Origin of the sequence: Aeromonas allosaccharophila, from assembly GCF_016026615.1 — a bacterium.
Lineage (GTDB): Bacteria > Pseudomonadota > Gammaproteobacteria > Enterobacterales > Aeromonadaceae > Aeromonas > Aeromonas allosaccharophila.
Map to the genome: position 1 here is coordinate 3,031,394 of NZ_CP065745.1, position 22,971 is coordinate 3,054,364.

Annotated in this window: 23 protein-coding genes and 4 tRNA genes; 12 read left to right on the forward strand and 15 right to left on the reverse strand. The window is 59.3% G+C overall.

The genetic code is table 11. From position 1 onward, the window contains the following. Window positions 1-120 precede the first annotated feature (120 nt). Entirely contained in the window at window positions 121-1,266 is a 1,146-nt protein-coding gene (argE, locus tag I6G90_RS13745) for an acetylornithine deacetylase (RefSeq protein ID WP_197927946.1), read from the reverse strand. 271 nt (window positions 1,267-1,537) lie between these two features. Here argE and argC point away from each other — a divergent pair, with 271 nt between their 5' ends. The 6 genes from argC (at window position 1,538) to argH (ending at window position 8,526) form a co-directional block, all read left to right on the forward strand. Then, a complete protein-coding gene (gene argC, locus I6G90_RS13750) occupies window positions 1,538-2,545 on the forward strand; it encodes an N-acetyl-gamma-glutamyl-phosphate reductase (RefSeq protein ID WP_197927947.1) in 1,008 nt (335 codons plus the stop codon). Window positions 2,546-2,568: 23 nt separating this feature from the next. Then, entirely contained in the window at window positions 2,569-3,348 is a 780-nt protein-coding gene (gene argB / locus I6G90_RS13755) for an acetylglutamate kinase (protein WP_040099221.1), read from the forward strand. 25 nt (window positions 3,349-3,373) lie between these two features. Beyond that, a complete protein-coding gene (locus I6G90_RS13760; RefSeq protein WP_197927948.1) occupies window positions 3,374-4,285 on the forward strand; it encodes an ornithine carbamoyltransferase in 912 nt (303 codons plus the stop codon). Between the two features lie 84 nt (window positions 4,286-4,369). Next, the gene (locus tag I6G90_RS13765; RefSeq protein WP_197927950.1) at window positions 4,370-5,605 is read left to right on the forward strand and encodes an argininosuccinate synthase; all 1,236 of its coding nucleotides are present in this window, start codon (window positions 4,370-4,372) and stop codon (window positions 5,603-5,605) included. Window positions 5,606-5,741: 136 nt separating this feature from the next. After that, the gene (locus I6G90_RS13770; protein ID WP_197927951.1) at window positions 5,742-7,049 is read left to right on the forward strand and encodes an anaerobic C4-dicarboxylate transporter family protein; all 1,308 of its coding nucleotides are present in this window, start codon (window positions 5,742-5,744) and stop codon (window positions 7,047-7,049) included. A 91-nt stretch (window positions 7,050-7,140) separates the two neighbouring features. Beyond that, window positions 7,141-8,526, forward strand: coding sequence for an argininosuccinate lyase (argH, locus tag I6G90_RS13775; RefSeq protein ID WP_197927953.1), 1,386 nt, complete (start codon window positions 7,141-7,143; stop codon window positions 8,524-8,526). Window positions 8,527-8,672: 146 nt separating this feature from the next. On the opposite strand, the gene I6G90_RS13780 is transcribed toward argH, so the two are convergent. The 3 genes from I6G90_RS13780 to I6G90_RS13790 form a co-directional block, all read right to left on the reverse strand. Further along, window positions 8,673-9,308, reverse strand: a complete 636-nt coding sequence (locus tag I6G90_RS13780; RefSeq protein ID WP_197927954.1) for a hypothetical protein — start codon at window positions 9,306-9,308, stop codon at window positions 8,673-8,675. Between the two features lie 153 nt (window positions 9,309-9,461). Beyond that, complete coding sequence (locus tag I6G90_RS13785; protein ID WP_197927956.1) at window positions 9,462-9,917, reverse strand: hypothetical protein; 456 nt, start codon at window positions 9,915-9,917, stop codon at window positions 9,462-9,464. Between the two features lie 246 nt (window positions 9,918-10,163). Beyond that, the gene (locus tag I6G90_RS13790) at window positions 10,164-10,679 is read right to left on the reverse strand and encodes a ClbS/DfsB family four-helix bundle protein (protein ID WP_197927957.1); all 516 of its coding nucleotides are present in this window, start codon (window positions 10,677-10,679) and stop codon (window positions 10,164-10,166) included. Between the two features lie 132 nt (window positions 10,680-10,811). Here I6G90_RS13790 and I6G90_RS13795 point away from each other — a divergent pair, with 132 nt between their 5' ends. Next, on the forward strand, window positions 10,812-11,144 hold the full coding sequence (locus tag I6G90_RS13795; protein ID WP_058053389.1) for a hypothetical protein: 333 nt from the start codon (window positions 10,812-10,814) through the stop codon (window positions 11,142-11,144). An 85-nt stretch (window positions 11,145-11,229) separates the two neighbouring features. Here the strand turns inward: I6G90_RS13795 and I6G90_RS13800 are convergent, their stop codons facing one another. From I6G90_RS13800 to plsY, 6 genes are all read right to left on the reverse strand, one after another. After that, window positions 11,230-12,402, reverse strand: a complete 1,173-nt coding sequence (locus I6G90_RS13800) for a CD0519/CD1768 family membrane protein (RefSeq protein ID WP_197927958.1) — start codon at window positions 12,400-12,402, stop codon at window positions 11,230-11,232. Window positions 12,403-12,507: 105 nt separating this feature from the next. Then, window positions 12,508-12,583, reverse strand: a tRNA-Asn gene (locus I6G90_RS13805). Window positions 12,584-12,627: 44 nt separating this feature from the next. Continuing rightward, window positions 12,628-12,703 (reverse strand) — tRNA-Phe (locus I6G90_RS13810). A 3-nt stretch (window positions 12,704-12,706) separates the two neighbouring features. Next, a tRNA-Thr gene (locus tag I6G90_RS13815) sits at window positions 12,707-12,782 on the reverse strand. 52 nt (window positions 12,783-12,834) lie between these two features. Next, a tRNA-Phe gene (locus I6G90_RS13820) sits at window positions 12,835-12,910 on the reverse strand. Window positions 12,911-12,957: 47 nt separating this feature from the next. After that, window positions 12,958-13,620: a glycerol-3-phosphate 1-O-acyltransferase PlsY gene (gene plsY, locus I6G90_RS13825; protein ID WP_075112912.1), complete on the reverse strand. Its 663-nt coding sequence runs from the start codon at window positions 13,618-13,620 to the stop codon at window positions 12,958-12,960. A gap of 157 nt (window positions 13,621-13,777) precedes the next feature. Between plsY and folB the strand changes: the two genes are divergently transcribed. The 3 genes from folB to I6G90_RS13840 all read left to right on the forward strand — a co-directional run bounded on the left by folB (window position 13,778) and on the right by I6G90_RS13840 (window position 15,245). Beyond that, the gene (gene folB / locus I6G90_RS13830; RefSeq protein ID WP_075112913.1) at window positions 13,778-14,149 is read left to right on the forward strand and encodes a dihydroneopterin aldolase; all 372 of its coding nucleotides are present in this window, start codon (window positions 13,778-13,780) and stop codon (window positions 14,147-14,149) included. Then, window positions 14,149-14,658 (forward strand): 2-amino-4-hydroxy-6-hydroxymethyldihydropteridine diphosphokinase, encoded by a 510-nt coding sequence (gene folK, locus I6G90_RS13835; RefSeq protein ID WP_197927960.1) that lies wholly within the window; start codon window positions 14,149-14,151, stop codon window positions 14,656-14,658. The genes folB and folK overlap by 1 nt, the downstream gene beginning before the upstream one ends. Before the next feature lie 98 nt (window positions 14,659-14,756). After that, window positions 14,757-15,245: a YbaK/EbsC family protein gene (locus tag I6G90_RS13840; RefSeq protein ID WP_197927961.1), complete on the forward strand. Its 489-nt coding sequence runs from the start codon at window positions 14,757-14,759 to the stop codon at window positions 15,243-15,245. Here I6G90_RS13840 and mdtD read toward each other — a convergent pair. From mdtD to I6G90_RS13860, 4 genes are all read right to left on the reverse strand, one after another. Continuing rightward, the gene (mdtD, locus tag I6G90_RS13845; protein WP_197927963.1) at window positions 15,217-16,641 is read right to left on the reverse strand and encodes a multidrug transporter subunit MdtD; all 1,425 of its coding nucleotides are present in this window, start codon (window positions 16,639-16,641) and stop codon (window positions 15,217-15,219) included. The genes I6G90_RS13840 and mdtD overlap by 29 nt on opposite strands. A 61-nt stretch (window positions 16,642-16,702) precedes the next feature. Then, window positions 16,703-17,848: a CobW family GTP-binding protein gene (locus I6G90_RS13850; RefSeq protein ID WP_197927964.1), complete on the reverse strand. Its 1,146-nt coding sequence runs from the start codon at window positions 17,846-17,848 to the stop codon at window positions 16,703-16,705. Between the two features lie 9 nt (window positions 17,849-17,857). Beyond that, window positions 17,858-19,252 carry a D-arabinono-1,4-lactone oxidase gene (locus I6G90_RS13855; protein ID WP_197927965.1) on the reverse strand — a complete coding sequence of 465 codons (1,395 nt, stop codon included), beginning with the start codon at window positions 19,250-19,252 and terminating at the stop codon, window positions 17,858-17,860. A 124-nt stretch (window positions 19,253-19,376) separates the two neighbouring features. After that, on the reverse strand, window positions 19,377-19,994 hold the full coding sequence (locus tag I6G90_RS13860; protein WP_197927967.1) for a LysE family translocator: 618 nt from the start codon (window positions 19,992-19,994) through the stop codon (window positions 19,377-19,379). A 77-nt stretch (window positions 19,995-20,071) separates the two neighbouring features. Between I6G90_RS13860 and I6G90_RS13865 the strand changes: the two genes are divergently transcribed. After that, window positions 20,072-20,983, forward strand: coding sequence for a LysR family transcriptional regulator (locus tag I6G90_RS13865; RefSeq protein ID WP_197927969.1), 912 nt, complete (start codon window positions 20,072-20,074; stop codon window positions 20,981-20,983). 71 nt (window positions 20,984-21,054) lie between these two features. Here the strand turns inward: I6G90_RS13865 and I6G90_RS13870 are convergent, their stop codons facing one another. Beyond that, a complete protein-coding gene (locus I6G90_RS13870) occupies window positions 21,055-21,978 on the reverse strand; it encodes a LysR family transcriptional regulator (RefSeq protein WP_197927971.1) in 924 nt (307 codons plus the stop codon). A 175-nt stretch (window positions 21,979-22,153) separates the two neighbouring features. On the opposite strand from I6G90_RS13870, the gene I6G90_RS13875 reads away from it, so the two are divergent. Continuing rightward, window positions 22,154-22,903, forward strand: coding sequence for a 3-oxoacyl-ACP reductase family protein (locus I6G90_RS13875; protein WP_197927973.1), 750 nt, complete (start codon window positions 22,154-22,156; stop codon window positions 22,901-22,903). The last annotated feature ends 68 nt before the right edge of the window (window positions 22,904-22,971 follow it).

Sequence of the window (22,971 nt, forward strand, 5' to 3'; positions counted from 1 at the left end):
CCAGATTGTCTGCGCAAGGTCAAATAACAGGCCGATTCAGAACATGTATTTCCGTCACCACTCCACAACCGGCTTGTTATGTAACTTACTTACAGTTTTACGCCCCTTTCACCGCCGCCGCTACAGGCAAAAACGTCTGATCAAGTGCTGCAACACCGAGGTGGTCGGCTTGACGAAGGAGAGGTCGAGATACTCATCCGGCTGGTGCGCCTGGGTGATATGGCCGGGGCCCATCACTATGGTCTCGCAACCAAGCTGCTGGATAAACGGTGCCTCGGTGCAGTAGTTGACCGACTCGGCGGCGCGGCCGCTCGCCTTCTCCGCTTCGCGCACCAGCACAGAGTCGTCCGCGCAGGCGTAGGCGGGAATGGGCTCGTGCAGATGTTGCAGATGCAGGCAGCCCGGCTGGTGGATTTCGATGGGTGACAGCGCCTCTTTGAGCATCCCCATCAGCTCGTCCGGCCCCACCTGCGGAGTGGGCCGCAGGTCGATATGCAGCTCGCAGCAGCCGCAGATGCGGTTCGGGCTGTCACCACCCTGAATGTAACCGAGGTTCAGGGTCGGCTGCGGCACGGCAAAGCGGTGGTCGGCGTAGCGCTCTTTCAGATCCTGCTGCAAGCGCAGCACCTGGCCCATCGCCTTGTGCATGATCTCCATGGCGTTTACGCCGTTGGCGGGATCCGAGCTGTGACCGCTCTTGCCGGTAATGCGGATCGCCTCCGACATATGCCCCTTGTGGGCCACCACAGGCACCAGCCCGGTCGGCTCGCCAATCACGGCGTAGTCGGGTTTCAGCTCGGCCGCCGCAGCGATGGCGCGGGCCCCCGCCATGGTGGTCTCTTCGTCGGCGGTAGCGAGAATGCGCAGCGGCTTGGTCAGTGTGGTTAGGTCGATCTCTTTCAGTGCCTCCACAATAAAGGCGAAGAAGCCCTTCATATCGATGGTACCGAGGCCATAGAGACGGTTGCCCTCTTCGGTCACCTTGAAGGGATCCTTGCTCCAGCCCCCCTCATCGAACGGCACTGTATCTGTATGACCCGCCAGCAGCAGACCGCCCTCCCCCTGACCGATCGTCGCCACCAGATTGAACTTGCCCGGCAGATCGGGGAGCGCCGTCACCTCGCACTGAAAACCGAGCTGACCGAACCAGTCGGCCAGCAGCCGGATCACCGCCTCATTGCTCTGATCCCACTTGGGATCCGTGCTGCTGATAGAGGGAATCGCAATAATATTCTTATAAAGTGAAAAAAAATCCAGATTGGCCATCAGCTCCTCCTTGCGTCCCCGGAATGTTTCTGTTAGAAAATACAAATGCAAAGTGAGTGCATGAATATTCTGTAATTTTACCTGAATATCTGGCTCATCAACAAAGGCTTCTAGTTGTAAGGGAAAGTTAATGTTCTGTCACCTGATCTATAACCGACGACACACACCCGCCTGACTTGCCCCTCCGCACTTGTGCAAAGGGGCGATCGAACACCCTTGTGCACTACAGCGTCATGCTGTGAATCTCGAACTCTGACTTGGAATATTCAACATGCTTAACACCGTCATCGTCGGTGCCAGTGGCTACGCGGGAGCCGAACTGGCCGCACTGGTACAGAACCATCCACAACTCAAACTGTTCGGCCTCTATGTCTCCGCCGGCAGTCAGGATGCCCACAAGCGCTTCTCTTCCCTGCATCCCCAGTGGGTCGGCGCCCTCGATCAGCCGCTGCTGCCGCTGGACGACGACGGCATGACCCGGATCCTGACCCAGGCCGATCTGGTGCTGCTGGCCACCGCCCACGAGGTGAGCGCCGAGCTGGCGCCCAAGTTTCTCGCCAAGGGGCTGCCGGTGTTCGATCTCTCCGGCGCCTTCCGGGTCAAGGATCAGGGCTTCTACGACAGCTTCTACGGCTTCACCCATGACAGCGAGCAGTGGCTGGATCAGGCCGCCTATGGTCTGGCCGAGTGGAACGCCGATGCCATTGCCAACGCCCAGCTGATCGCCGTACCCGGTTGCTACCCGACCGCCTCCCTCTGCGCCCTCAAGCCGCTGCAGCAGGATGGCCTGATTGCCAAGGATTGGCAGCCGATCATCAACGCCGTCTCCGGGGTCTCCGGTGCCGGTCGCAAAGCCGCCATCAACACCAGCTTCTGCGAAGTGAGCCTCAACCCTTACGGCACCTTCAATCACAGACACCAGCCGGAGATCAGCCATCACCTCGGCAAGGAGGTGCTGTTCCAGCCCCATCTCGGCAACTATGTGCGCGGCATTCTGGCCACCATCTATGTCCAGCTGGCGGACGGCGTGCCCCCCACCCAGGTGGATCAGGCCTTCCTCAAGGCTTACGAAGGCAAGCCGCTGGTGCGCCTCACCGGCCAGATGCCCTCCATTCGTGGCGTCGCGGGCACTCCTTACTGCGACATCGCCTGGCAACAGCAGGGCAACATGCTGGTGGTGGTCTCGGCCATCGACAACCTGCTCAAGGGCGCCGCCTCGCAAGCGATTCAGTGCATAAATATCAAATTCGGATTTGAACCGGCCACCGGCCTGATTTAAGGACTCAAGGAAGGATTGCAACGATGGACAAGCAGACTCTGGTAATCAAGCTGGGCGGCGCCCTGATAGAAAACGACGAGGCGCTGACCGCCCTGTTCGCCACCCTCAAAACCTTTCTCGACGATCAGCACCGTCCGCTGGTGCTGGTGCATGGCGGTGGCTGTCTGGTGGATGACCTGCTCAAGGGACTGGGTCTCACCTCCACCAAGAAGAACGGTCTGCGAGTGACCCCGTTCGAACAGATCCCCTTTATTGCCGGGGCGCTGGCGGGCACTGCCAACAAGCAGATGATGGCCAAGGCGATCGCCACCGGCATTCCGGCGGTGGGGCTCTGTCTGGCAGATGGCGGCCTCTGTCAGGTGACCCAGCTCGACCCGGACCTCGGCGCGGTCGGCGAGTGCAAACCGGGCAACCCGGCGCTGGTGGCGGGGATCCTCGGTCAGGGCTTCCTGCCGGTGGTGAGCTCCATCGGCATCACCGCCGAGGGGCAGCTGATGAACGTCAACGCGGATCAGGCGGCCACCGCCATTGCCGAGGCCCTCGGTGCCGATCTGGTGATGCTCTCCGACGTGAGCGGCATCCTCGATGGCAAGGGCAAGCTGGTACCCCAGCTCGACAAGCTGACCGCACTGGATTTGATGGAGAAAGGGGTAATCACGGACGGCATGGCGGTCAAGGTAGAAGCGGCCCTGCACGCCGCCGAGACCCTCGGCAAGCCGGTCTGTGTCGCCAGCTGGCGTTACCCGGATCAACTGCTCAAGCTGCTGGCTGGCGGCGCGGTCGGCACCCAAGTGGCCATTTAATCTCCACCGGAACAAGGAACATCCGATGCAACATCTTCTGAAAGACAGTGATCTGAACAAAGCCCAGATCGAGGCGCTGATTGCGCTGGGCAAAGCAGTGAAGGCCGACCCGAAGAAGTACAGCCAGGCGCTGGCCGGCAAGAGCGTGGTCACCCTGTTCGAGAAACCCTCCCTGCGTACCCGGGTCACCTTCGACATCGGCATCGCCAAACTGGGCGGCCACAGCGTCTATCTGGATCAGCAAAACGGCGCGCTGGGCAAACGGGAGTCGGTGAAGGATTTCGCCGCCAACCTGTCGCGCTGGTGTGATGCCATCGTCGCCCGGGTGTTCGATCACCAGACTCTGGTCGAGCTGGCTGAGCACGGCACAGTGCCGGTGGTGAACAGCCTGTGCAACCTCTACCACCCCTGTCAGGGGCTGGCCGACTTTATGACCATTGCCGAGTACTACGACGACTTGTCGAAGGTGAAACTCGCCTACCTCGGTGATGGCAACAACGTTAGCCACTCTCTGCTGCTGCTGGGGGCAACTCTGGGCACCGACGTCACCCTGATCTGCCCGAAAGGCCACGGCCCGGATACCCAGATCTTCCTGCAGGCGCAGGCACTGGCGGCCAAGTCGGGGGCGACCATCCACATCAGTGATGACGTGGCAGATATCGAAGGGTTCGACGTGGCCTACACAGATACCTGGGTCTCCATGGGCGACAACACCCCGATGGAGCAAGTCACCGAGCTCTTTATGCCTTACCAGATCAACCAGGCCCTGCTCGACCGGACCGGCATCCAGCACGTGCTGCACTGCCAACCGGCCCACCGGGAGCTGGAGATCACTTCTCAGGTGATGGATGGCCCCGCCTCCCTCATCATGGACGAGGCCGAAAACCGGATGCATATCCAGAACGCCGTGTTGCTGACCCTGTTTGGGCATAAATAGTCAGGGCAACAAGTAACGCGGCAATCAACCTGAATCACGACCCTTTTATTGAATCATCATCGAATCATCACGGAGAGAAGTAACATGAGCGGAATCAACAAGATCGTACTGGCTTACTCGGGTGGACTGGATACTTCGGCCATCATTCCCTGGCTCAAAGAGCACTATGACGCCGAAATCATCGCCTTCGTCGCCGACGTCGGTCAGGAGCGTGACGATCTGGAAGGGATCGAGCAAAAAGCCATCGCCTCCGGCGCCACCAAGTGCATCATCAAGGATCTGCGGGAAGAGTTCGTCAAAGAGTACGTCTACCCGACCCTGAAGACCGGCGCCGTCTATGAGGGCACCTATCTGCTGGGCACCTCCATGGCCCGCCCGATCATCGCCAAGGCGATGGTCGAAGCGGCACTGGCGGAAGGGGCCGATGCCATCTCCCACGGCTGCACCGGCAAGGGTAACGATCAGGTGCGTTTCGAAGGTGCGGTCGCCGCACTGGCGCCCCAGCTGAAAGTGATCGCCCCGTGGCGGATCTGGGACATGCGCTCCCGGGAAGATCTGCTCTCCTATCTGGAGACCCGCGGCATCCCCTGCAAGGCGACCCTGAAGAAGATCTACAGCCGCGACGCCAACGCCTGGCACATCTCCACCGAGGGTGGCGAGCTGGAGAGCACCTGGAACGAGCCGTCCGAAGCGGTCTGGCAGTGGACCGTATCGGCCGAGCAGGCCCCGGATCAGCCGGAGTACGTCAAGCTGACCGTGGCCAAAGGCGAAGTAGTGGCCGTTGACGACCAGCCGCTCAGCCCGCACCAGATCCTGATGACCCTGAACGAGCGTGCCGGCAAGCACGGCGTGGGCCGCATCGACATCACCGAGAACCGGATGGTGGGCATGAAGTCCCGCGGCTGCTACGAAACCCCGGGCGGTACCGTGATGGTCGCCGCACTGCGCGCCGTGGAAGAGCTGGTACTGGATCGCCCGACCCGCGCCTGGCGGGAGAAGCTGGGTGCCGAGTTCTCCCACCTGGTCTATGACGGCCGCTGGTTCACCCCGCTGTGCAAGGCGATCGTCGCCTCTGCCAACGCCATCGCCGAAGATCTGGATGGTGAAGTCATCCTGAAGATGTACAAGGGTCAGGTCACTGCGGTGCAGAAGAAATCGCCGAACAGCCTCTACTCCGAAGACTTCGCCACCTTTGGTGCCGACGAAGTGTATGACCAGAGCCATGCCGAAGGCTTCATCCGTCTCTACACCCTGGCCAGCCGGATCCGCGCCATGAAGGAGCAGCATCAGGCCATCGGTGGCGATCACACCCACGGTTGATCCGCGATCATTGATCCCGTCGCATGGGTCAGGGGCTAAACCCTGACCCGATACTCACAAGAGGTGAGCAAGGCCTCGCCCAACGGCAAGAGGCCTTGATTTTTTCACCTCAACCGATAAGGACAGTAGCGCATCTATGGAATTATTTTGGGCACAGTTAGCGGTCGTGCTGGTATGTATCGCCATTGGTGGAAAATTCGGCGGTATAGGTTTGGGGGCTGCAGGAGGGATGGGGTTATTCATCCTCTCGTTCATATTCAATCTGGCACCAGATGCCCCCTCAGTCAGCGTCATTCTCATTATCATCGCAGTTATTACCTGCACCGCAATTTTACAAGCTGCAGGCGGGTTAGATCTGCTGGTTGGCTTGGCAGAAAGAATATTACGGGCCAGACCCAATGCCATCACCTTTCTCGGGCCATTAATTTGTTATATTTTTACCGTCCTGTGTGGCACCTCCTATATCGCCTTCTCGGTTTATCCAGTCATCGCCGAAATTGCCACAGATGCCAGAGTACGACCAGAAAGAGCCATGTCGATGTCGGTGATCGCAGCCAATATGGCGCTGGTCGCCAGTCCTATTAGTGCCGTGGTCGTAGGAATGCTGGCAAAAGCCGCCTCGTTACACATTTCACTGCTCGATATTTTAACGATTACACTTCCGGGCACCCTGCTCGGGTGTCTGGCTGGTTGTCTATTTGTCTATAAAAGAGGGGCCGAACTCACTGATGATGAAGAGTTTGTCCGGCGCCAGCAAAGCGGTGAGTTCAACCCGCAAAAGGTGTCTGCAAAACAGGTCGACAACCCGGCCCAAGCCAGGCTTGGCTTGGCCATTTTTGCCATCGGGATCTTGTCCACCGTCATACTGAGCTCGTTTGAGGGGCTGCGGCCGGTGTTTGATCATCAACCCATGTCGATTGCCACCACCTTGCAGATTTTGATGCTGACGACAGCCAGCCTCATCATGATTCTGTGCCGCATTTCACCCGAGGCGCTTCACGAGGGATCAACCTTTAAATCCGGGCTAATCGGCGTGGTGGGTATATTTGGTTTATCGTGGATGACTGGCACCTTATTTGGTCATTACAACGATATGTTCATCAGCAATTTCTCGAATATGCTAAATGAATATCCGATGCTGTTTGGATTAATCTTGTTCTCACTATCCATTTTGATATATAGCCCGGCTGCAACCATCATAGCCTTAATGCCAATGGGGGTTGCCATGGGATTACCAGCATACACCCTGATTGCATTATTACCGACTGCATGTGCCGTCTTTATTATCCCCGGAGGCGCTCAAATTGCCTGCGTGGCATTTGACCGGACCGGCTCAACCAGATTGGGTGGATATGTTGTAAACCACAGTTTTTTATTGCCTGGCATGGTATCGTTAATCATGTCGGTCATATTTTGCATGGTAATTGCAAACACCCTGTTTTGATGCTCTGGATAGATGACCAGTTAGCACACTACAACATTAATTTATTCTCGGTGGCCAAGGTGCCGCCGACAACGGATTCAAGGAGAGCAGTATGGCACTTTGGGGTGGACGCTTCAGTCAGGGAGCCGATAGCCGGTTCAAGCAGTTCAATGATTCGCTGCGGTTCGATTACCGCTTGGCGGAGCAGGATATTCAGGGCTCTATGGCCTGGGCCCGCGCGCTGGTGAAAGTGGGCGTATTGACCGCCGATGAGCAGGGCAAGTTGCAACAGGCGATGGAGGTGCTGCTCACCTCGGTGCAGCAGGATCCCCAGCAGATCCTGAGCTCGGACGCCGAAGATATCCACTCCTGGGTCGAGAGTCAGCTGATCGCCGCCGTCGGCGATCTCGGCAAGAAGCTGCACACCGGCCGTTCGCGCAACGATCAGGTCGCCACCGACCTGAAACTCTGGTGCAAGGCGCAGGGCGAGCTGCTGCTCGGCTCCATCACTGCCCTGCAGCAGGGGCTGGTGGCCTCCGCCCGTGCCAATCAGGCCGCGGTGCTGCCGGGTTATACCCACCTGCAGCGGGCCCAACCGGTCACCTACGCCCACTGGGCGCTGGCCTATGTGGAGATGCTGGAGCGGGACTACTCTCGCCTGCAGGATGCGCTGAAGCGCCTCGATACCAGCCCGCTCGGCTGCGGTGCGCTGGCGGGCACCGCCTACGCCATCGACCGCGAAGCGCTGGCGCTGGATATGGGCTTTAGTGGTGCCACCCGCAACAGTCTGGATTCGGTCTCCGATCGGGATCACGTAGTGGAACTGATGCACGTAGCGTCCCTCTCCATGACCCACCTGTCGCGCTTTGCCGAAGACCTTATCTTCTACAACACCGGCGAGGCTGGGTTTGTCGAGCTCTCCGATGCGGTGACCTCAGGCTCGTCGCTGATGCCGCAGAAGAAAAACCCGGATGCACTGGAGCTAATCCGCGGCAAGACCGGCCGGGTAGTCGGCGCCCAGATGGGTATGCTGATGAGCCTCAAGGCGCTGCCGCTGGCCTACAACAAGGACATGCAGGAAGACAAGGAGGGACTGTTCGATGCCCTCGACACCTGGCACGACTGCCTCGATATGGCGGCGCTGGTGCTGATCGATCTGAAGGTCAATGGCGAGCGCACCATGGCGGCTGCGCAGGGCGGCTACGCCAATGCCACCGAGCTGGCGGACTATCTGGTGGCCAAGGGGATTCCGTTCCGTGAAGCGCACCATATCGTCGGCGAAACCGTGGTCTTTGCCATCAGCGTGGGCCGCCCGCTGGAGGAGCTCTCCATCGGCGAGTTCCAGCGCTTCAGTCCGGTGATCGAGTTCGACGTCTACCCCAATCTGGAGCTGGAAGCGACCCTGGCCAAGCGGGTCGCCAAAGGCGGCGTCGCCCGCGAGCAGGTAGAAGCGGCCCTTACCGCCGCAGAGCAGTGGCTGGCCAAACGGGTGGGTTAATCCACGGTCATACTCATCCGAAATAGAAAGAAAAACGGCAACCTGAGGTTGCCGTTTTTTATTCTCATATAAATCACTCAGCACATATTCATACCAAAACTATAGGCTTATAAAGCTACTCACTATGGCAACTGAAAACGCATCCATTATTCATTAGGAAATCGCAGCTCATCGTACAGTTCCTGTAGGCATTGCTCAATCAATTTAATTGAGTTTCCATACACAGATATTGCGCTGCTTGATAATTCTGAATCTTTATTACCAGCAGACATGTAAAGCTCTATGTTACATAGAGTAGAGCAACGACTGTGCAAATCATTCAAAATATCTTTTGATTTTTTTGAGAGGAAGATGAAATCCTCCTGCATTATATAATGCAAAGCTGTTAGATGAAGCAAGGCGGAAGTGTAAATCTCTGGTGATAGCGAATCTAATGTAGGATGAAAATCCCCTCGCACATCATGCTCACCAAGTGATGCTTCACAATACTTCTTAAAATCAACAAGTTGATTTTGAAGCCTTTTGAAAACCCTAATTTTTTCATCCAACAAAACATCTTGTTTTTTAGATAGTAAAGATAAATCCACCTTTAATCGTTCAATTTCTTTCAAGTAAACTACCTTTACATCCTCAACCTTCCTTGTTATCTCCTCAATATCTTCTTGTGTCGCTAAGTTTTTACCTTTTTCAGATGAATAAGCAAATAAGTAACGTCGAAATAAGAATACGCAACCTATACCTAACAGAATTAGGCACTGTAAAAAAATCATAACCCCACTCATAGACACATCGACCTCTAGAGGAAACATTACTCATTTAAAAAACGAACTAAAAACATAGTTACTTTCAGATCTAACATCTTATTTTATGATTATTCCATGTCAACATTTAAATCTGCAGAATAATAACCTCGGGAGCACTAATTACAACTCCCCTCAAGCGCTGGCATTTAGCAGCTTGCCAACCCCCTCCCCCTTGCCATTGGGCAGGGTCTGTTTAAAGGCGCCGAGCAGCTGGTCGAGGTTGAGATTGCTGGCACCGAGGGAATCCTTGAGGGTATCGAGCTCGATCTGCAAGGCATCGAGGCGGGTGCTCTGGGTGCCGTTTGCCAACTGGCCACGGGCGCTATCGATGGCGGCAGGGAGGGATTGGCCACCATTCTCCTGTCCTAGGGTCTGCATCAGCTCCCCCATAAAGTGGTTGATGGCAGCACGGTTCTGCTCGCTATTGGCATCCTTGATGCCGAGTCGCTGGAACAAACTCTGGACGGTCGGGGCGAGGCGCTCCTCCTGCACGGTTGGCTGCACAGGCTCAGGTTTGCTACTGCTGCCAAGCAGCTGACTGCCCAGCTTGAGGGCGATAGAGGCAAGGGGGAGCAGGTTGCTGATCATGATATCTCTCCGCGACAACGACCCTGAATGGTGTTGCCAAGAGATGTGCATAAGCGGGGCCAGCACGGCGATAAAACGCACCGCACCGGCTAATCCCTTGAATGGCTGATCTATTTGTTCAAGCAGCACGCAGGAGATAGCCGAGCACAAAAGGCAGTCAGGCGGCCAGTAGCTGCCGCCACGAACGGTAGTGGCAATGTGGTGGCAAAGTGTTTTGCCGCCCACCCGAGCCTCTACCCCTTCCTTTTACACCCGGATCGCCAACTCTTTGAGCCACTTGCGCAGCCGCCCGTTGGCATTGAGATAGGGGGAGGCGCTATTGAACTGGATCATCCGCCCGAGCGTCCACTTCTCATACCAGAGGCAGCCATACAGCTGCTGGTCGCTGCGCGCCTCCACCAGTTCGATGATGCGTCCTCTGGCGGCTACCAACCGCTGCAACAACGCCGGATAGCAGAGCCCCTCGTAATCCCGATAGAACTTTTGGGCCAGCCCGCCCAACTCGTTCCACTTAAAACCGGTTTCGGGAAAATCCACTGGCAGACCTGCCGCATCCCGCTCGATCCACTTGATCAGCAGTTCGTTCCAGCCGATAAGGTAGGCCAACAGATTGACAACGCTCATGGTGGTTCCCTTGCTGTGCCCTGCCAGGGTCGGCTCCCGCACCCGACTCTCGGGGACGGCCTGCAACGCCTTGAACAACTTGCTGAAATTGGTATCGATCACGAGTAGCAGCTCGGCCTTGTTTTGCGGGCTCCCCATTGATCTCCCCTTGTCAGATTTGCTTGCGGCGCAGCCGAGGCGATTGCCGCAACCAAGGCAGCACGTTACGCCAGCCCTCTTCATCCTGTGCAGCTCATCCAGTGCAGGCCAACCATCACGGCAAGATCGGCAATGAATCAACTAATCAGCTATATCAGGGCCATTCATCGACAGGCGAGCCCCGTCACCCTCACACGCCAAGAGAGTGAACACTATAGCGAGCATGATGAGAGCGGCACTGTGATCCAGCACCAGATAACGACCAGCTGGTTTGCCAATGGAGTCGTCATCCGCCAGCAAACCGAACAGGACGAAGCACCATCGCAGCAACTTTGTGCCGAGTGCTGGATCAGCTATCGGGTCATCGCCAGTCCCATCCCCATCACTCCAGCCAGCAAGCTGTTTCACAACCACTGTCAGGAGCGATTCTGGTTGAAGGTGCAGGGCATCACGCCACAAGGGTGATTGGTATGCCCGTGAACAGAACCGGCAGGGAGAAATGCAAAGAGGCTCCGAAGATCCTCTTTTTATATCCGTGCCTGAACCCGACTCAGCCCAGCAGCATATAAAGCTGGTGAGCCGCCACACCGGCGCACAGGCCACCGATAGTGTGGGCGACGATGGCGCGGGAGGTGAGGTGGCGATAGCCGAGGGCATCAAGCATGGCGGTGTGGGTGCTCAGGAAGCCACTCCAGCACATCCCCATGGCGGTAAACACCGCGACCTCGTTACCGGTGATCCACCCTTTGGCAATAAAAGGCGGCACCAGTGACATGGCGGCACCAACCGCACCAAGCGAGGTGGCCGGGAAAGCGACCAACTCCGGCTGCTGGAAGCCAAACAGCAGGTCAAACAGCCAGCTCACCTTGGCGGCCAGCACTGGCAGCAGGGCTACCCCCTGAAACGCTTCGCCGGTATAGCCCTTGTCGCCCGGGCCAAAGGTCAGCAGCATCACGAAGGTACTGATGATCAGCACACCCGGGATCACCGCCATCCCCAGCTCCACACCGGATTTGCCGCCATCGAGCAGGGAGTTGAGGATCCGCAGCCAGCCGGGGGCGGCCTCTTTGGTCACCCCTACCTTGGGGCCGTTGCCCGCAGGCAGCTCATCGATCAGCACTTCACCCACCAAGGGGCGGATCATCCGCTGCATCAGTCGGGTAGAGACCACCGACCCCACCAGAGCGCCGAGCAGACCGATCAGCGCCGCGCTGGCGGTGGATTCACCGCTCGGCAGCTGCAGGGTGGCCATAAAGGTGACCACGATCAGCCCCATGCCAAAGGCGGTGCCGAAGTTGGTCAGCGATACCAGCTGCCAGGGGGTGAAGCCTTTGCGAAAACGGCTGTCCTTGGCGAGGCTGATCACCGCCGGGTTGTCGGAGAAGAAGGTCATCAGCGCCGCCAGCGCGGTGCGACCGGGCAGGCGAAACACCGGCTTCATCAGCGGGGCCAGCAGCACCTCCAGCAGCCGGATCACCCCGAACTCGCTCAGCAGTTGACTGAGCGCACCGGAGAGCACGGTGATCCCCATGATAAAGAGCACGGTATTGAGCAGCAGCTGGTGGGCGGTATTGAACAGGGTGTTGACCATGGCAGAGAGGCCCATCTGGCTGCCGAGGTAACCGAACAGGCTGCCGAGAATAAGCAGCACCAGCACCGGCTCCAGCCAGTCCCGAATGGCGGCAAGTCGCCCCTTTGACTCTATAACTACATGATTTTCCATATCTATCCTGCGGTTCATCTGTGCGTGTGTGGTTGTTTTTATGGTTGTAAACGGGCTGGGCCCAATAGAAAAAAGCCCTTGTCTTGCGACAAGGGCTTTTTGAATTGGCTCCTCCTACTGGACTTGAACCAGTGACATACGGATTAACAGTCCGCCGTTCTACCGACTGAACTAAGGAGGAATTGTACTTCGGAGACCAGATATCGCTATCTCATCAACCTTAATTGGTGCCCAGAGACGGAATCGAACCGCCGACACGGGGATTTTCAATCCCCTGCTCTACCGACTGAGCTATCTGGGCAAATGGTGCCGGCTACCGGAATCGAACTGGTGACCTACTGATTACAAGTCAGTTGCTCTACCTACTGAGCTAAGCCGGCACACTTTAAACCATTGTGCATGAACAAATTTTTTATTTCATGGCACCAAAATTGGTGCCCAGAGACGGAATCGAACCGCCGACACGGGGATTTTCAATCCCCTGCTCTACCGACTGAGCTATCTGGGCGTGGGCGCTATTAAACGGATTTTAAGCCGGATGGTCAACGGGAAATTTCACTTTTTGTCTCGTTCGTCTCTTTTTTGCGCAACATCGCTCATTTCTGCCACTTCCTCGGCACAGGCCGCGCGTTTTCGCCCCCAGACTCTGGGTTCCTCTCCCTTGAGCAGGCGGGAGATGTTCTCGTGATGGCGGATCAGGATAAGGCAGGAGAGCAGCGAGACTGGCAGGGTGTATTCGGGTTTGAGCAGGTAGGTAAAGAGCGGCGTCAGCAACACGGTAATGATGGAGGCCAGCGAGGAGTAGCCGCTCACCAGCAGCACCAGCAGCCAGGTGCCAATCACGGCGCCCCCCATGGTAAAGCCGATGGGCATCATGGTGCCAAGGGCGGTGGCGACCCCTTTGCCACCACGAAAATGAAAGAAGATGGGGTACATATGGCCGAGGCAGGCGGCGACCCCAATAAAGCCGAGGTAGACGGGTTTGATCTGCAGATACCAGGCGAGATAGACGGGCACAGTCCCCTTGAGCACATCGAGCAGCAGCACCACCAGCGCCGCCATCCGGCCACCGAGGCGCAGCACATTGGTTGCCCCCGGATTGTGGGAGCCATGATCCCGCGGGTCGGGCAGACCGGTGCAGCGGGAGACCAGCACAGCACTGGATAGTGAACCACCCAGGTAGGCCAGAATAATCATCAAAATCGTCAGGGCCGTCATCTTGGTCGTTTTTACCACGATATGAATGGGGTATGATGCGGGCCACATACGCTGGCATGGGCCCATGCCCACCCAGAGCGCCTCGGCAAGCCTGTTGCCCGGCCAGCATCCCTGCGCTGTCATCACAGCCCATCAAGAGTAAAGAAGAAGTACAGTCATGGACAAGGTGTTTATTCGCGGACTCGAAGTTTTGACCACCATAGGTGTATATGAGTGGGAGAAGGGCATTCGCCAAAAGCTCCGTTTTGACCTCGAGATGGGGTTCGACAACCGCCCCGCGGCAGCAACCGACGACATCAATCTGGCACTGGATTATGCCGACCTCTCCAACAAGATTTGCGAGCATGTCACCGGCAAGGTGGTCGAGCTGGTCGAGACCATGGCCGAGCAGGTCGCCATGCTGGTGCTCACCGACGAGCGGGTACAGTGGGTCAAGGTCACCCTCACCAAGCCGGGCGCCGTGCCCAATGCCGCCGGGGTCGGCGTCGAGATCCTGCGCCATCGCACGCCAGCCGCGAGCAGCAACTGATGACCACCATCTATATCAGCCTGGGCTCCAACATCGAGCGGGATCGCCATATTCGCGCCGGACTCGATGCCCTGCACGCCGAGTTTGGCGAGCTGCGGGTCTCCCGGGTATTCGAGAGCGAGGCGGTCGGCTTCAACGGCCGCCCCTTCTACAACCTGGTAGCGGCTGCCGAGACCGACCTGCCGCTGGCCATCGTCTGCCAGCGACTGCGGGCCATGGAGTTCGCCCACGGCCGCGAGCCGGATGCCAAGAAGTTCGCCCCGCGCACCCTGGATCTCGATCTGCTGCTCTATGGCGAGCTGGTCTGCGAGACCCCGCTGGTGTTGCCGCGCGGTGAAGTGCTCACCAACGCCTTCGTGCTGTGGCCGCTGGCCGAGCTGGCCCCCACCCTGCACCACCCCGTCGATGGCCGCACCATGGGCGAGCTGTGGCAGGCCTATGACAAGGCCTCCCAGCAGCTGTGCCCCATTCCCTTTCACTGGGAAGCGTGCGAATTGCAGCATCACTGATCGACAAGGGCGCCTCACGGCGCCCTTTTTGTTTATAGCGGATAAGAGGGCCTGACCCTGCGAGGCTGGCAGGATAGCGCCCACGACAGGAGAACCCCATGCCACTCGATACCATTCACCATTTCAACTGCCAGCTGCTGGCCGAACTGCCCCACCAACGCTTCGAACATGAGCCCATCCTCGACTACGCCACCGACGAAAAGGTCAAAGCCCGCCTCGGCTGGCAGGCGGAGTTCAGCAAGACCCTGTTTCTCAAGTTCAAGGATGGCCGCTTCGCCCTGCTGCTGACCCACAGGGACGGCCGGCTCGACAACAAGGCGGTCAAGGCCGCACTCGGTGCCAAGCCCTCCATCTGCACCGCCGAGGAGATGCAGGCGGAGATCGGCTGCCTGCCGGGAGCGGTCTGCCCCTTCCTGCCCCGTGCCGATATTCCGCTACTGGTGGACCCGCAACTGCTCAACCACACAGCCTTCACCTGGACTCCGGGACTCCCGGAGCAGACCTTTCTGCTGGCGACCGAGCATCTGGCCGAGGTGCTGGCACAGCTCCCCTGCGAGGTCAGCTATCTGCCCGCCCCGGCGGCGTAGCCCCATCGCGCGCCAGTTGGGCGAAGATCAGCGCTGCCAGCATGGAGAGCAGCCCGACACAGAGGTAGGTAAGGTGGAACCCGGCCAGCCACTGACCCTCGGCCGCTAAGGTGCCCGCTGACGTGCCCGCCGAGAAGAGCCCGAGCAGGCTGGCGGCAATCGCCACCCCCAAACTCATGGAGAGCTGCATCACCACCGAGAGCAGACCGTTGCCACTGCTGGCCAGGGTCGGGCTGAGATCTTGCAGCGTGAGAGTGTTCATGGCGGAGAACTGCAGCGAGTTGATGGCGCCGAAGATCGCCAGCCAGCCCAGCAAGACCCCGTAGGGGAGCTGGTTGTCGATAAAGTAGAAGCTGGCGATCATCGCCCCCAGCAGCAGGGTGTTGCCGATCAGAATGCGGCGATAGCCCACCTTCGGAATCAGCTTGTTCACCAGCGTCTTGGTCAGCATGGCGCCAATCACGGTGGGGATCATGGTCATCCCCGCCTTGCTTGGCGAGAAACCGAGCCCCAGTTGCAGAAACAGCGGGGTGAGGAAGGGCATGGCGCCGCTGCCGAGGCGGGCAAACAGGTTGCCCCAGATGCCGATGGCAAAGGTGGCTGTCTTGAACAGGGCCAGGCTAAAGAGCGGCTGCTCCGCATTGGCGGCATAGAGCCAGTAGCTCGCCATCGCCGCCAGCCCGAAAATCAGTGCAAACAGCGCCCAACCGGTGGAGATGCTGTGCTCCCCCAGCCCCTGCAAACCGACCGACACCAGCACCATGCCGACGCTGAACATCACAAATCCCTGCCAGTCGAACCGGGCGGTCTGTTGCCGCAGCTCCGGCATAAAGTGCCAGCTGGCGATAAAGCCGAGCAGCCCCACCGGCAGGTTGATAAGAAACACCCAGTGCCAGCTCGCCACTTCCACCAGCCAGCCACCGAGCGCCGGCCCCATCAGCGGGCCGAGCAGCCCCGGGATGGTAACGAACGACATCACCCGCAGCAGCTCGTGCTTGTCATAGACCCGCAGCACCGCCAACCGTCCCACCGGCATCAGTAGCGCACCGCCAATCCCCTGCAGCACCCGGGCGGCCACCAGCATGGAAAGCGAATTGGAGGCGGCACAAGCCAGCGAACCGAGCGTGAAGAGCGAGATGGCGACCAGATAGATACGGCGGGTGCCAAATCTGTCTGCCAGCCAGCCGGAGGCCGGGATCAGCAGCGCCACCGTCAGCATGTAGGCAATGATCACCGACTGCATCTGCAGCGGGCTCTCCCCCAACGTCTCGGCCATGCTGGGCAGGGCGGTGTTGAGGATGGTGCCATCCAGAGCCTGCATAAAGAAACCGACCGCCGCCAGCAGGGGCAGCCACTTGCGCTGGGCGGGAGTCACCATGTTTGTGCTATCGGGCATGAGCAGCCACCTCCTCTTCAGATAAAAAATGACCCGCACGAAAGCGGGTCATTTCAGCATATCAGGCGTCCGGTTGGCCGAGCATGGTTTTGAGCCGCTCTTCCAGAGTAGGCTCGGGGGCCTTGAGCGTATCAAGGAACAGCCGCTCTATCCCCGCCTTGTCCTGACTCTTCACGATAAACACCAGCCGGGACTGAGCTTTGCCCTCCGGCCAGTCGCCCAATGCCTGCAGCGGATAGAGCTGGCCGTGTACGCCGTGGATCACCACCGGCTGACTCTCCCCTTCCAGTTGCAAGATCCCCTTGAGCCGCAGCAGGGCATCGCCATATTGCGCCTGCACCGCATCGATGGCAGCCAGCAGACGCGAGGGCTTGAGCGGCTCACCGATACGCAAAGAGAAACTCTCAATATTGTTGTGAGCAAAAGCGCTACCGTGCTCGAAGTGGGTGGGCGCCGCTGTGCCCACCTTGGCGGCGAACGGCTGCATCTTCGGCTGCATCGGTGACGCCAGCCCCTGCTTGGGGGATTCGGTGCGCAACCAGGCCAGCAGCTGGCGCACATCGCGCCCCGCCGCTTCGTTGTAGGCGCCGAGCTTCTCCAGCACCGCTGGCGACAGTTCGCCATTGGTCACCTGCTGGATCGGGGCCGCGGGGTTGAGTGCCGCCAACTGAGCTTCGACCCGCGCCAACTGCTCGCTATCAACCAAATCCCCCTTGCTCACCACCAGCAGATCCGCCAGCGCCACCTGTTTCACCGCTTCATACTGGGCCGCCAACTGCTGCTCGATATGACCGGCATCCACCACGGTGACGGTGCCATCGAAGCGGTAGCGCTGGGCGATAAAACCCTCTTCGCGCAGGGTAAACAGAACGGGGGCCGGATCTGCCAGACCTGTGGTTTCGATAATGAGCCGCTTGAACGGTTTGATCTTGCGCTGGATGGCCTTCATAAACAGTCCCTGCAGCGCCTCCACCAGAGAACCCTGCACCGAGCAGCAGATGCAGCCGGAGTCGAGCAACATCACCTGCTCGTCTACCTGCTGCACCAGATGGTGATCCAGCCCCACCGAGCCGAACTCGTTGATCAGTACCGCACACTCACCGAGCTCCGGCTGCTTGACCCAGTGGTTGAGCAGAGTTGTCTTGCCGCTACCGAGAAAGCCGGTCAGCAGGGTCACAGGGATACGAGTATCTTGCATATCGGTCATGTCGAGTCCTTACCGGTTGGCAAACAGGTCGCTGAGCCAGCGGTTTTCAAAGCGGCCGTGGGGGTCGAGCTCGGCTTTCAACGCCACGAAGTCGTTCCAGCGCGGCAGCAGGGCCGGGAAATCGTAGAGATCCATCGCCAGATGCTTGCCGAAGTGGGGGATGCCGCCAAGGGGCGCCAGCAGTTGCTGCAGCTCGCGCATCTGCTCCATGGAGCCGTTGACGAAGGTGCCGTCCGCCGCCAGATAGACCAGAAACCCGATCCAGCAGACCGACTGGCCATAAGCAGCGCTGAGCCAGGCCTCGGAAGGGCCGGTGCAACGCAGGATAAAGGGGTAGTGCAACACGCCCGGGTTGGCCTGCTGCCACGCTTGCAGGGTCTCCAGTGCCTCGTTCATGCGATTAAGCGGCACCGCCACCTCGCAGTTGATCTGGGGGGCCGGGATCCCCTTGCAGAGGATCTGGTAGACGTTGCCCACCAGATCGGAGGCATCCTTGAAGCGGCGCACCGTCTCGAAGTGCTCGCCAGCCAGCGCCTCATCCTTGGTATCTTTCGCCATCTTCTGCAAAGTGGCATCAATAGTGGCATTCATGCGGGCGTCGATATCGCCCTCCAGCAGCAGCGGCTCGCTGCCGCCGGCGCGGTAACGGGCCACCTCGTCATCGGAAGCAGGGTCCACCAGCCAGATGTGGCTCTCGCCGGTCCAGGCAAACCACCAGCTCTTCACAAAGCCATGCTCGCGGTTGAGCCGCTCGTTGTGCTCCAAGAGGAAGGGGTAATCGGTGGTGAACTTGGTGCAGCGCATGATGCGGTTAGGCACGGTGCGAAGGCGCACGTCGAGCAATATGCCGAGCATGCCCATGCCCATCACGAAGGCGCCGAAGCGCGGGTCGGTGCGATCCACCCGAATAATCTCGCCATTGGCCAGCATCACCGTCATCGCCTCTACCGCATCGCACAGGGCTGACTGATGCAGCCCCTGGCCGTGGGTGCCGGTGCTGAGCGCGCCGCCCAGGGTCTGGATGCCGATAACACCGGGGGATGCGGGCAGCATCCGCTCCATGGCAATCAGCTCGGCATAGACGGTATCGAGCGGCGTCCCCGCCTGATAGGTGACGGTATCGGCGGTCTGAGCCAACTGGCCACGCAGGTGGTGCAAATCCACCAGCAGCGCCTGACTGCCTTCGGCATAGACGCTGTGAATGGGTTCAAAAGAGAGGCCGGAGCCGATAAGGCGCAGCTTGCGCTCGGGATGTTCCCGCAGCAGCGCTTGCAACTGGTCGCGGGTTTTCGGGCGCCACACCTGATCCAGCGCCCCGAGGGGATTGGTTCTCGACCAGTTGAACAGCACCTCCCGATTACCGATCGCCTTGATGCTGTGAAATGCCTGGAACTGAACCGTCATACCGCGCCTCATCTTTTACTGACGTCAAAATGAGCGCTGATTCTACCGAAAAGCGAGTCACAAGGCATGGAAAACAAGCCCCTGCACTAGAGGGGGAATAGGGGAGAAGGTCTCTCCCCGAGCTTCAACGTGTCTGCTGAGTCAATGCCAGCAGCATGCCGAATCCGACCAGCAGCCCGCCAAACACCCGATCAATCCAGTGGCGCACCGCCAACAGCCGACCCCGCACCGAGTCGGTGGAGAAGAAGATCGCCACTGCGCTGAACCAGACGGCGTGGGCCAGCACGATAAAGGCGCCATAACCGAGCTGAACCGCCAGCGACGTCTGCGGCTGCACCACCTGCATAAACAGGCTGACGATGAAGATGGTGGTCTTGGGGTTGAGCACATTGGTCAGAAAACCGGTGCGCAGTGCCCTCAGGCTGGAGAGAGCGGGCTGAGCGACCAGCACCTCATCTGTCGCCGGTTTGGCGCGCAGCATTTTGATGCCGAGGAAGATCAGGTAGGCGGCCCCCGCCAGCTTGATGAGGTTGAACAACCAGAGCGACTGCTGGATCAGCAGGCCCACCCCGAGCAGGGTGTAGGTCACATGAACACAGACCCCGGCGGCAATGCCGAGCGCCGTCAGCACGCCGGTGCGACGGGAGAGCAGCAGGCTGTTGCGCGACACCATGGCAAAATCGGGCCCCGGGCTGATGACAGCAAAGAAGGTAATGGCCACTACGGCTAACAGTTCGGTCATGAAAAAGAGTCCTGATGCAGAGAGATATCGGCTATTTTATTTGGCATCAACACCAATAACGAACGATAACTTCTGACATGAATGGTGATAATAACTCACAGAAAGACCTCTCCCTCCCCTCCCTGACGGCACTGCGCTGTTTCGAGGTGGCGGCCCGCACCGAGCACTTCAGCCGCGCCGCCGATGAGCTGCACCTCACCCACGGTGCCGTCAGCCGTGCTGTACGCCTGCTGGAAGAGGATCTGGGGATCAGGCTGTTCGAACGGCGCCAGCGCAGGGTTTTTCTGACCGAGGCGGGCGAGCGGCTCTATCAGGCGGTCAGAGAGGGTTTAGGTGGCATCCGCCAGACCGCACAGTCACTGCGCCAGCAGAGCAAGCCCCAGTCACTGGTCATCTCCTGCGAACCCTCCCTGCTGATGCGCTGGCTGATCCCGCGCTGGCCCGCCTTTCAAGCCCTGCACCCCGAGCTGGACGTGCATCTGATGGCGGGCGGTGGCGCCCTCAGCTTTGGCAACGGCATAGACCTCACCATTCGGCGCAACGACTTTCACTGGCCTGATGACCTTTACAGCCAGCTGCTGTTTGAGGAGCAGACCGGGCCAGTCTGTCAGCCGGGCAAGGTGGCGCAGTTTTTCGAGCCACAAGGAGGGCTGCCAGCGCTGCGCCCCTCTGCCCCCCGCCTGCACACCAAGACCAGTCCCGCCGCCTGGCAAAGCTGGCTGGAACAGGCCGGGCTGAGTGCAAGCGATGAGGCGCCGACCCAGACCTTCGAACACTTTTACTTCAGCCTGCAGGCCGCCGTGGCGGGCCTTGGCATCGCCATCGGCCCCTACCGACTGGTGTGCGACGATGTCGCCGCCGGCCTGCTGGCCGCCCCGCTAGGATTCATCCCGGATGGCACCGGCTATCACCTGCTCGCCCCCGCGCCGCCCATTCCCGGCAGCCCCCATGAAAAGCTGGCGAACTGGCTGCAATCCCTGAGCAAATAGGTCACGACACCTCGCGGGCCCCACCTGCATCCCTGCCTCGCGTGTGGCCGCTGGACAGTGACGACACAGATTCAGCGGGCCCGAAAACCACTGCCATGCTCTTGCGCCGCCTGCAACAAGGCATCGACCACGATACGCACCTTGAGCGGCATGTGCTGACTCCTGGCCCAGATAACGTTGATCGGCATCTCGCCACCAGACTGGTCATTGAGCACACAGACCAGCGATCCCGCGTCCAGCTGTTCCCTGACCAGCCAGGTCGGTACCTGAACCAGCCCAAGACCAGCCAGCGCCGCTGCTCGTACGGCTTCGCCATCCCCCATCTCGTAGTGTACCGGGATATCGTAATCTTCCATTTTCCCCGCCCCGTTGCGGAGCAGCCAGCTATGACGATGTCCAGAGCGCCAGTCGATGATGCAGTCGTGCCGTGACAACTCATCCGGGGTAAGAGGAACCCCACGCCGTGCCAGATAGGCGGGCGCCCCGCAGATGACCAGCAGCTGCTCCCCCAAGCGGCGAGCAACGAGATCGGCCTGATCTTCCAGCGCACCAATCCGCACCACCAGATCGATGTTGGCCTCAATGAGATCAACCTTACGCTCGTTGAAGCTCACCGACAGATCCAGCTGTGGATGCTTGCCCGCCAGTTCCAGCAGGATCGGCAGCACATGCCTGCGACCAAACGCAGCGGGCAGATCGATGCGCACGCGCCCCGACGGGCTCTGTTTTCCTGATGCAAAGCTCTGTTCCGTCTCCTCCAGCACCTGGATGGCCTGGAGACAGCTGGCCAGATATGCCTCCCCCTCCAGGGTCAGGCTCACCCGACGGGTTGTTCTGTGCAACAGCTTGACCCCCAGTCGCGCCTCCAGCCGCACTATGCTCTTGCTCAACGCCGAACCGGTCAGCCCCAGCGCCAATGCGGCGGCGGTAAAACTGCCCGCCTGCGCCACGGCGACAAAGTGTCTGACGCTCAGAAAAGGGTCCTGCTCTGCCATCGACTCGGTCCTTGAGGGAAATAGAGATTGGAATAATAGCTACTTAATCAATCCCAAGGAATCAATCACACTGTAAACAGGTTCATTCAACGCCATCCCTGGCTTGGGGTGACCCAGAGAGCCTTAGTTCCCGACTCGCTCAGACGTTGTTTTATCACCAGACAGGAGAGACCAGATGTTGACCGTTAAACCCCTCAGTGGACAAGTTGCCTTCGTACAAGGTGGTTCGCGCGGCATCGGCGCCGCCATTGTAAAACGCCTCGCTCGCGACGGTGCCGCCGTGGCCTTCACCTACGTTTCCTCGACCAGCAAGGCAGAGGAGATAGTCGCGACCATCACAGCCGCTGGCGGCAAAGCGCTGGCCATCCGGGCCGACAGCGCAGATGCCGTGGCCGTTCAGCACGCCATCCGCCAAACCGTCACTACCTTTGGTCGACTGGACATCCTGGTCAACAACGCCGGGGTGCTGGTATGGGGCAACATTGAAGAGCTGACCATGGACGCCCTCGATCGCACCCTGGCGGTCAACATCCGCAGCGTGTTCGTGGCCTGTCAGGAGGCGGCTCACCATATGGGCAAGGGGGGGCGCATCATCAACATCGGCAGCACCAATGCTGACCGCATCCCCATGGCGGGAGGGGCTGTCTACGCCATGAGCAAATCGGCACTGGTCGGCTTGACCAAGGGCATGGCACGGGATCTGGGCCCGCGGGGCATCACGGTGAATAACGTGCAGCCAGGCCCGGTTGATACCGATATGAACCCGGCTGACGGGGAATCGGCGGCGCAGCTCAAGGGGATGATAGCGCTGGCCCGTTACGGCAAGGATGAGGAGATCGCCAGCTTCGTCGCCTATCTGGCAGGGCCCGAAGCGGGCTATATCACTGGCGCCAGCCTGACTATTGATGGCGGTTTCTCTGCCTGACCCGTCGTTTTAGGCTACACAAAAAAGCCCCTGCACTTGCCGGGGCTTGATAACAGGGCGAGTTGCGG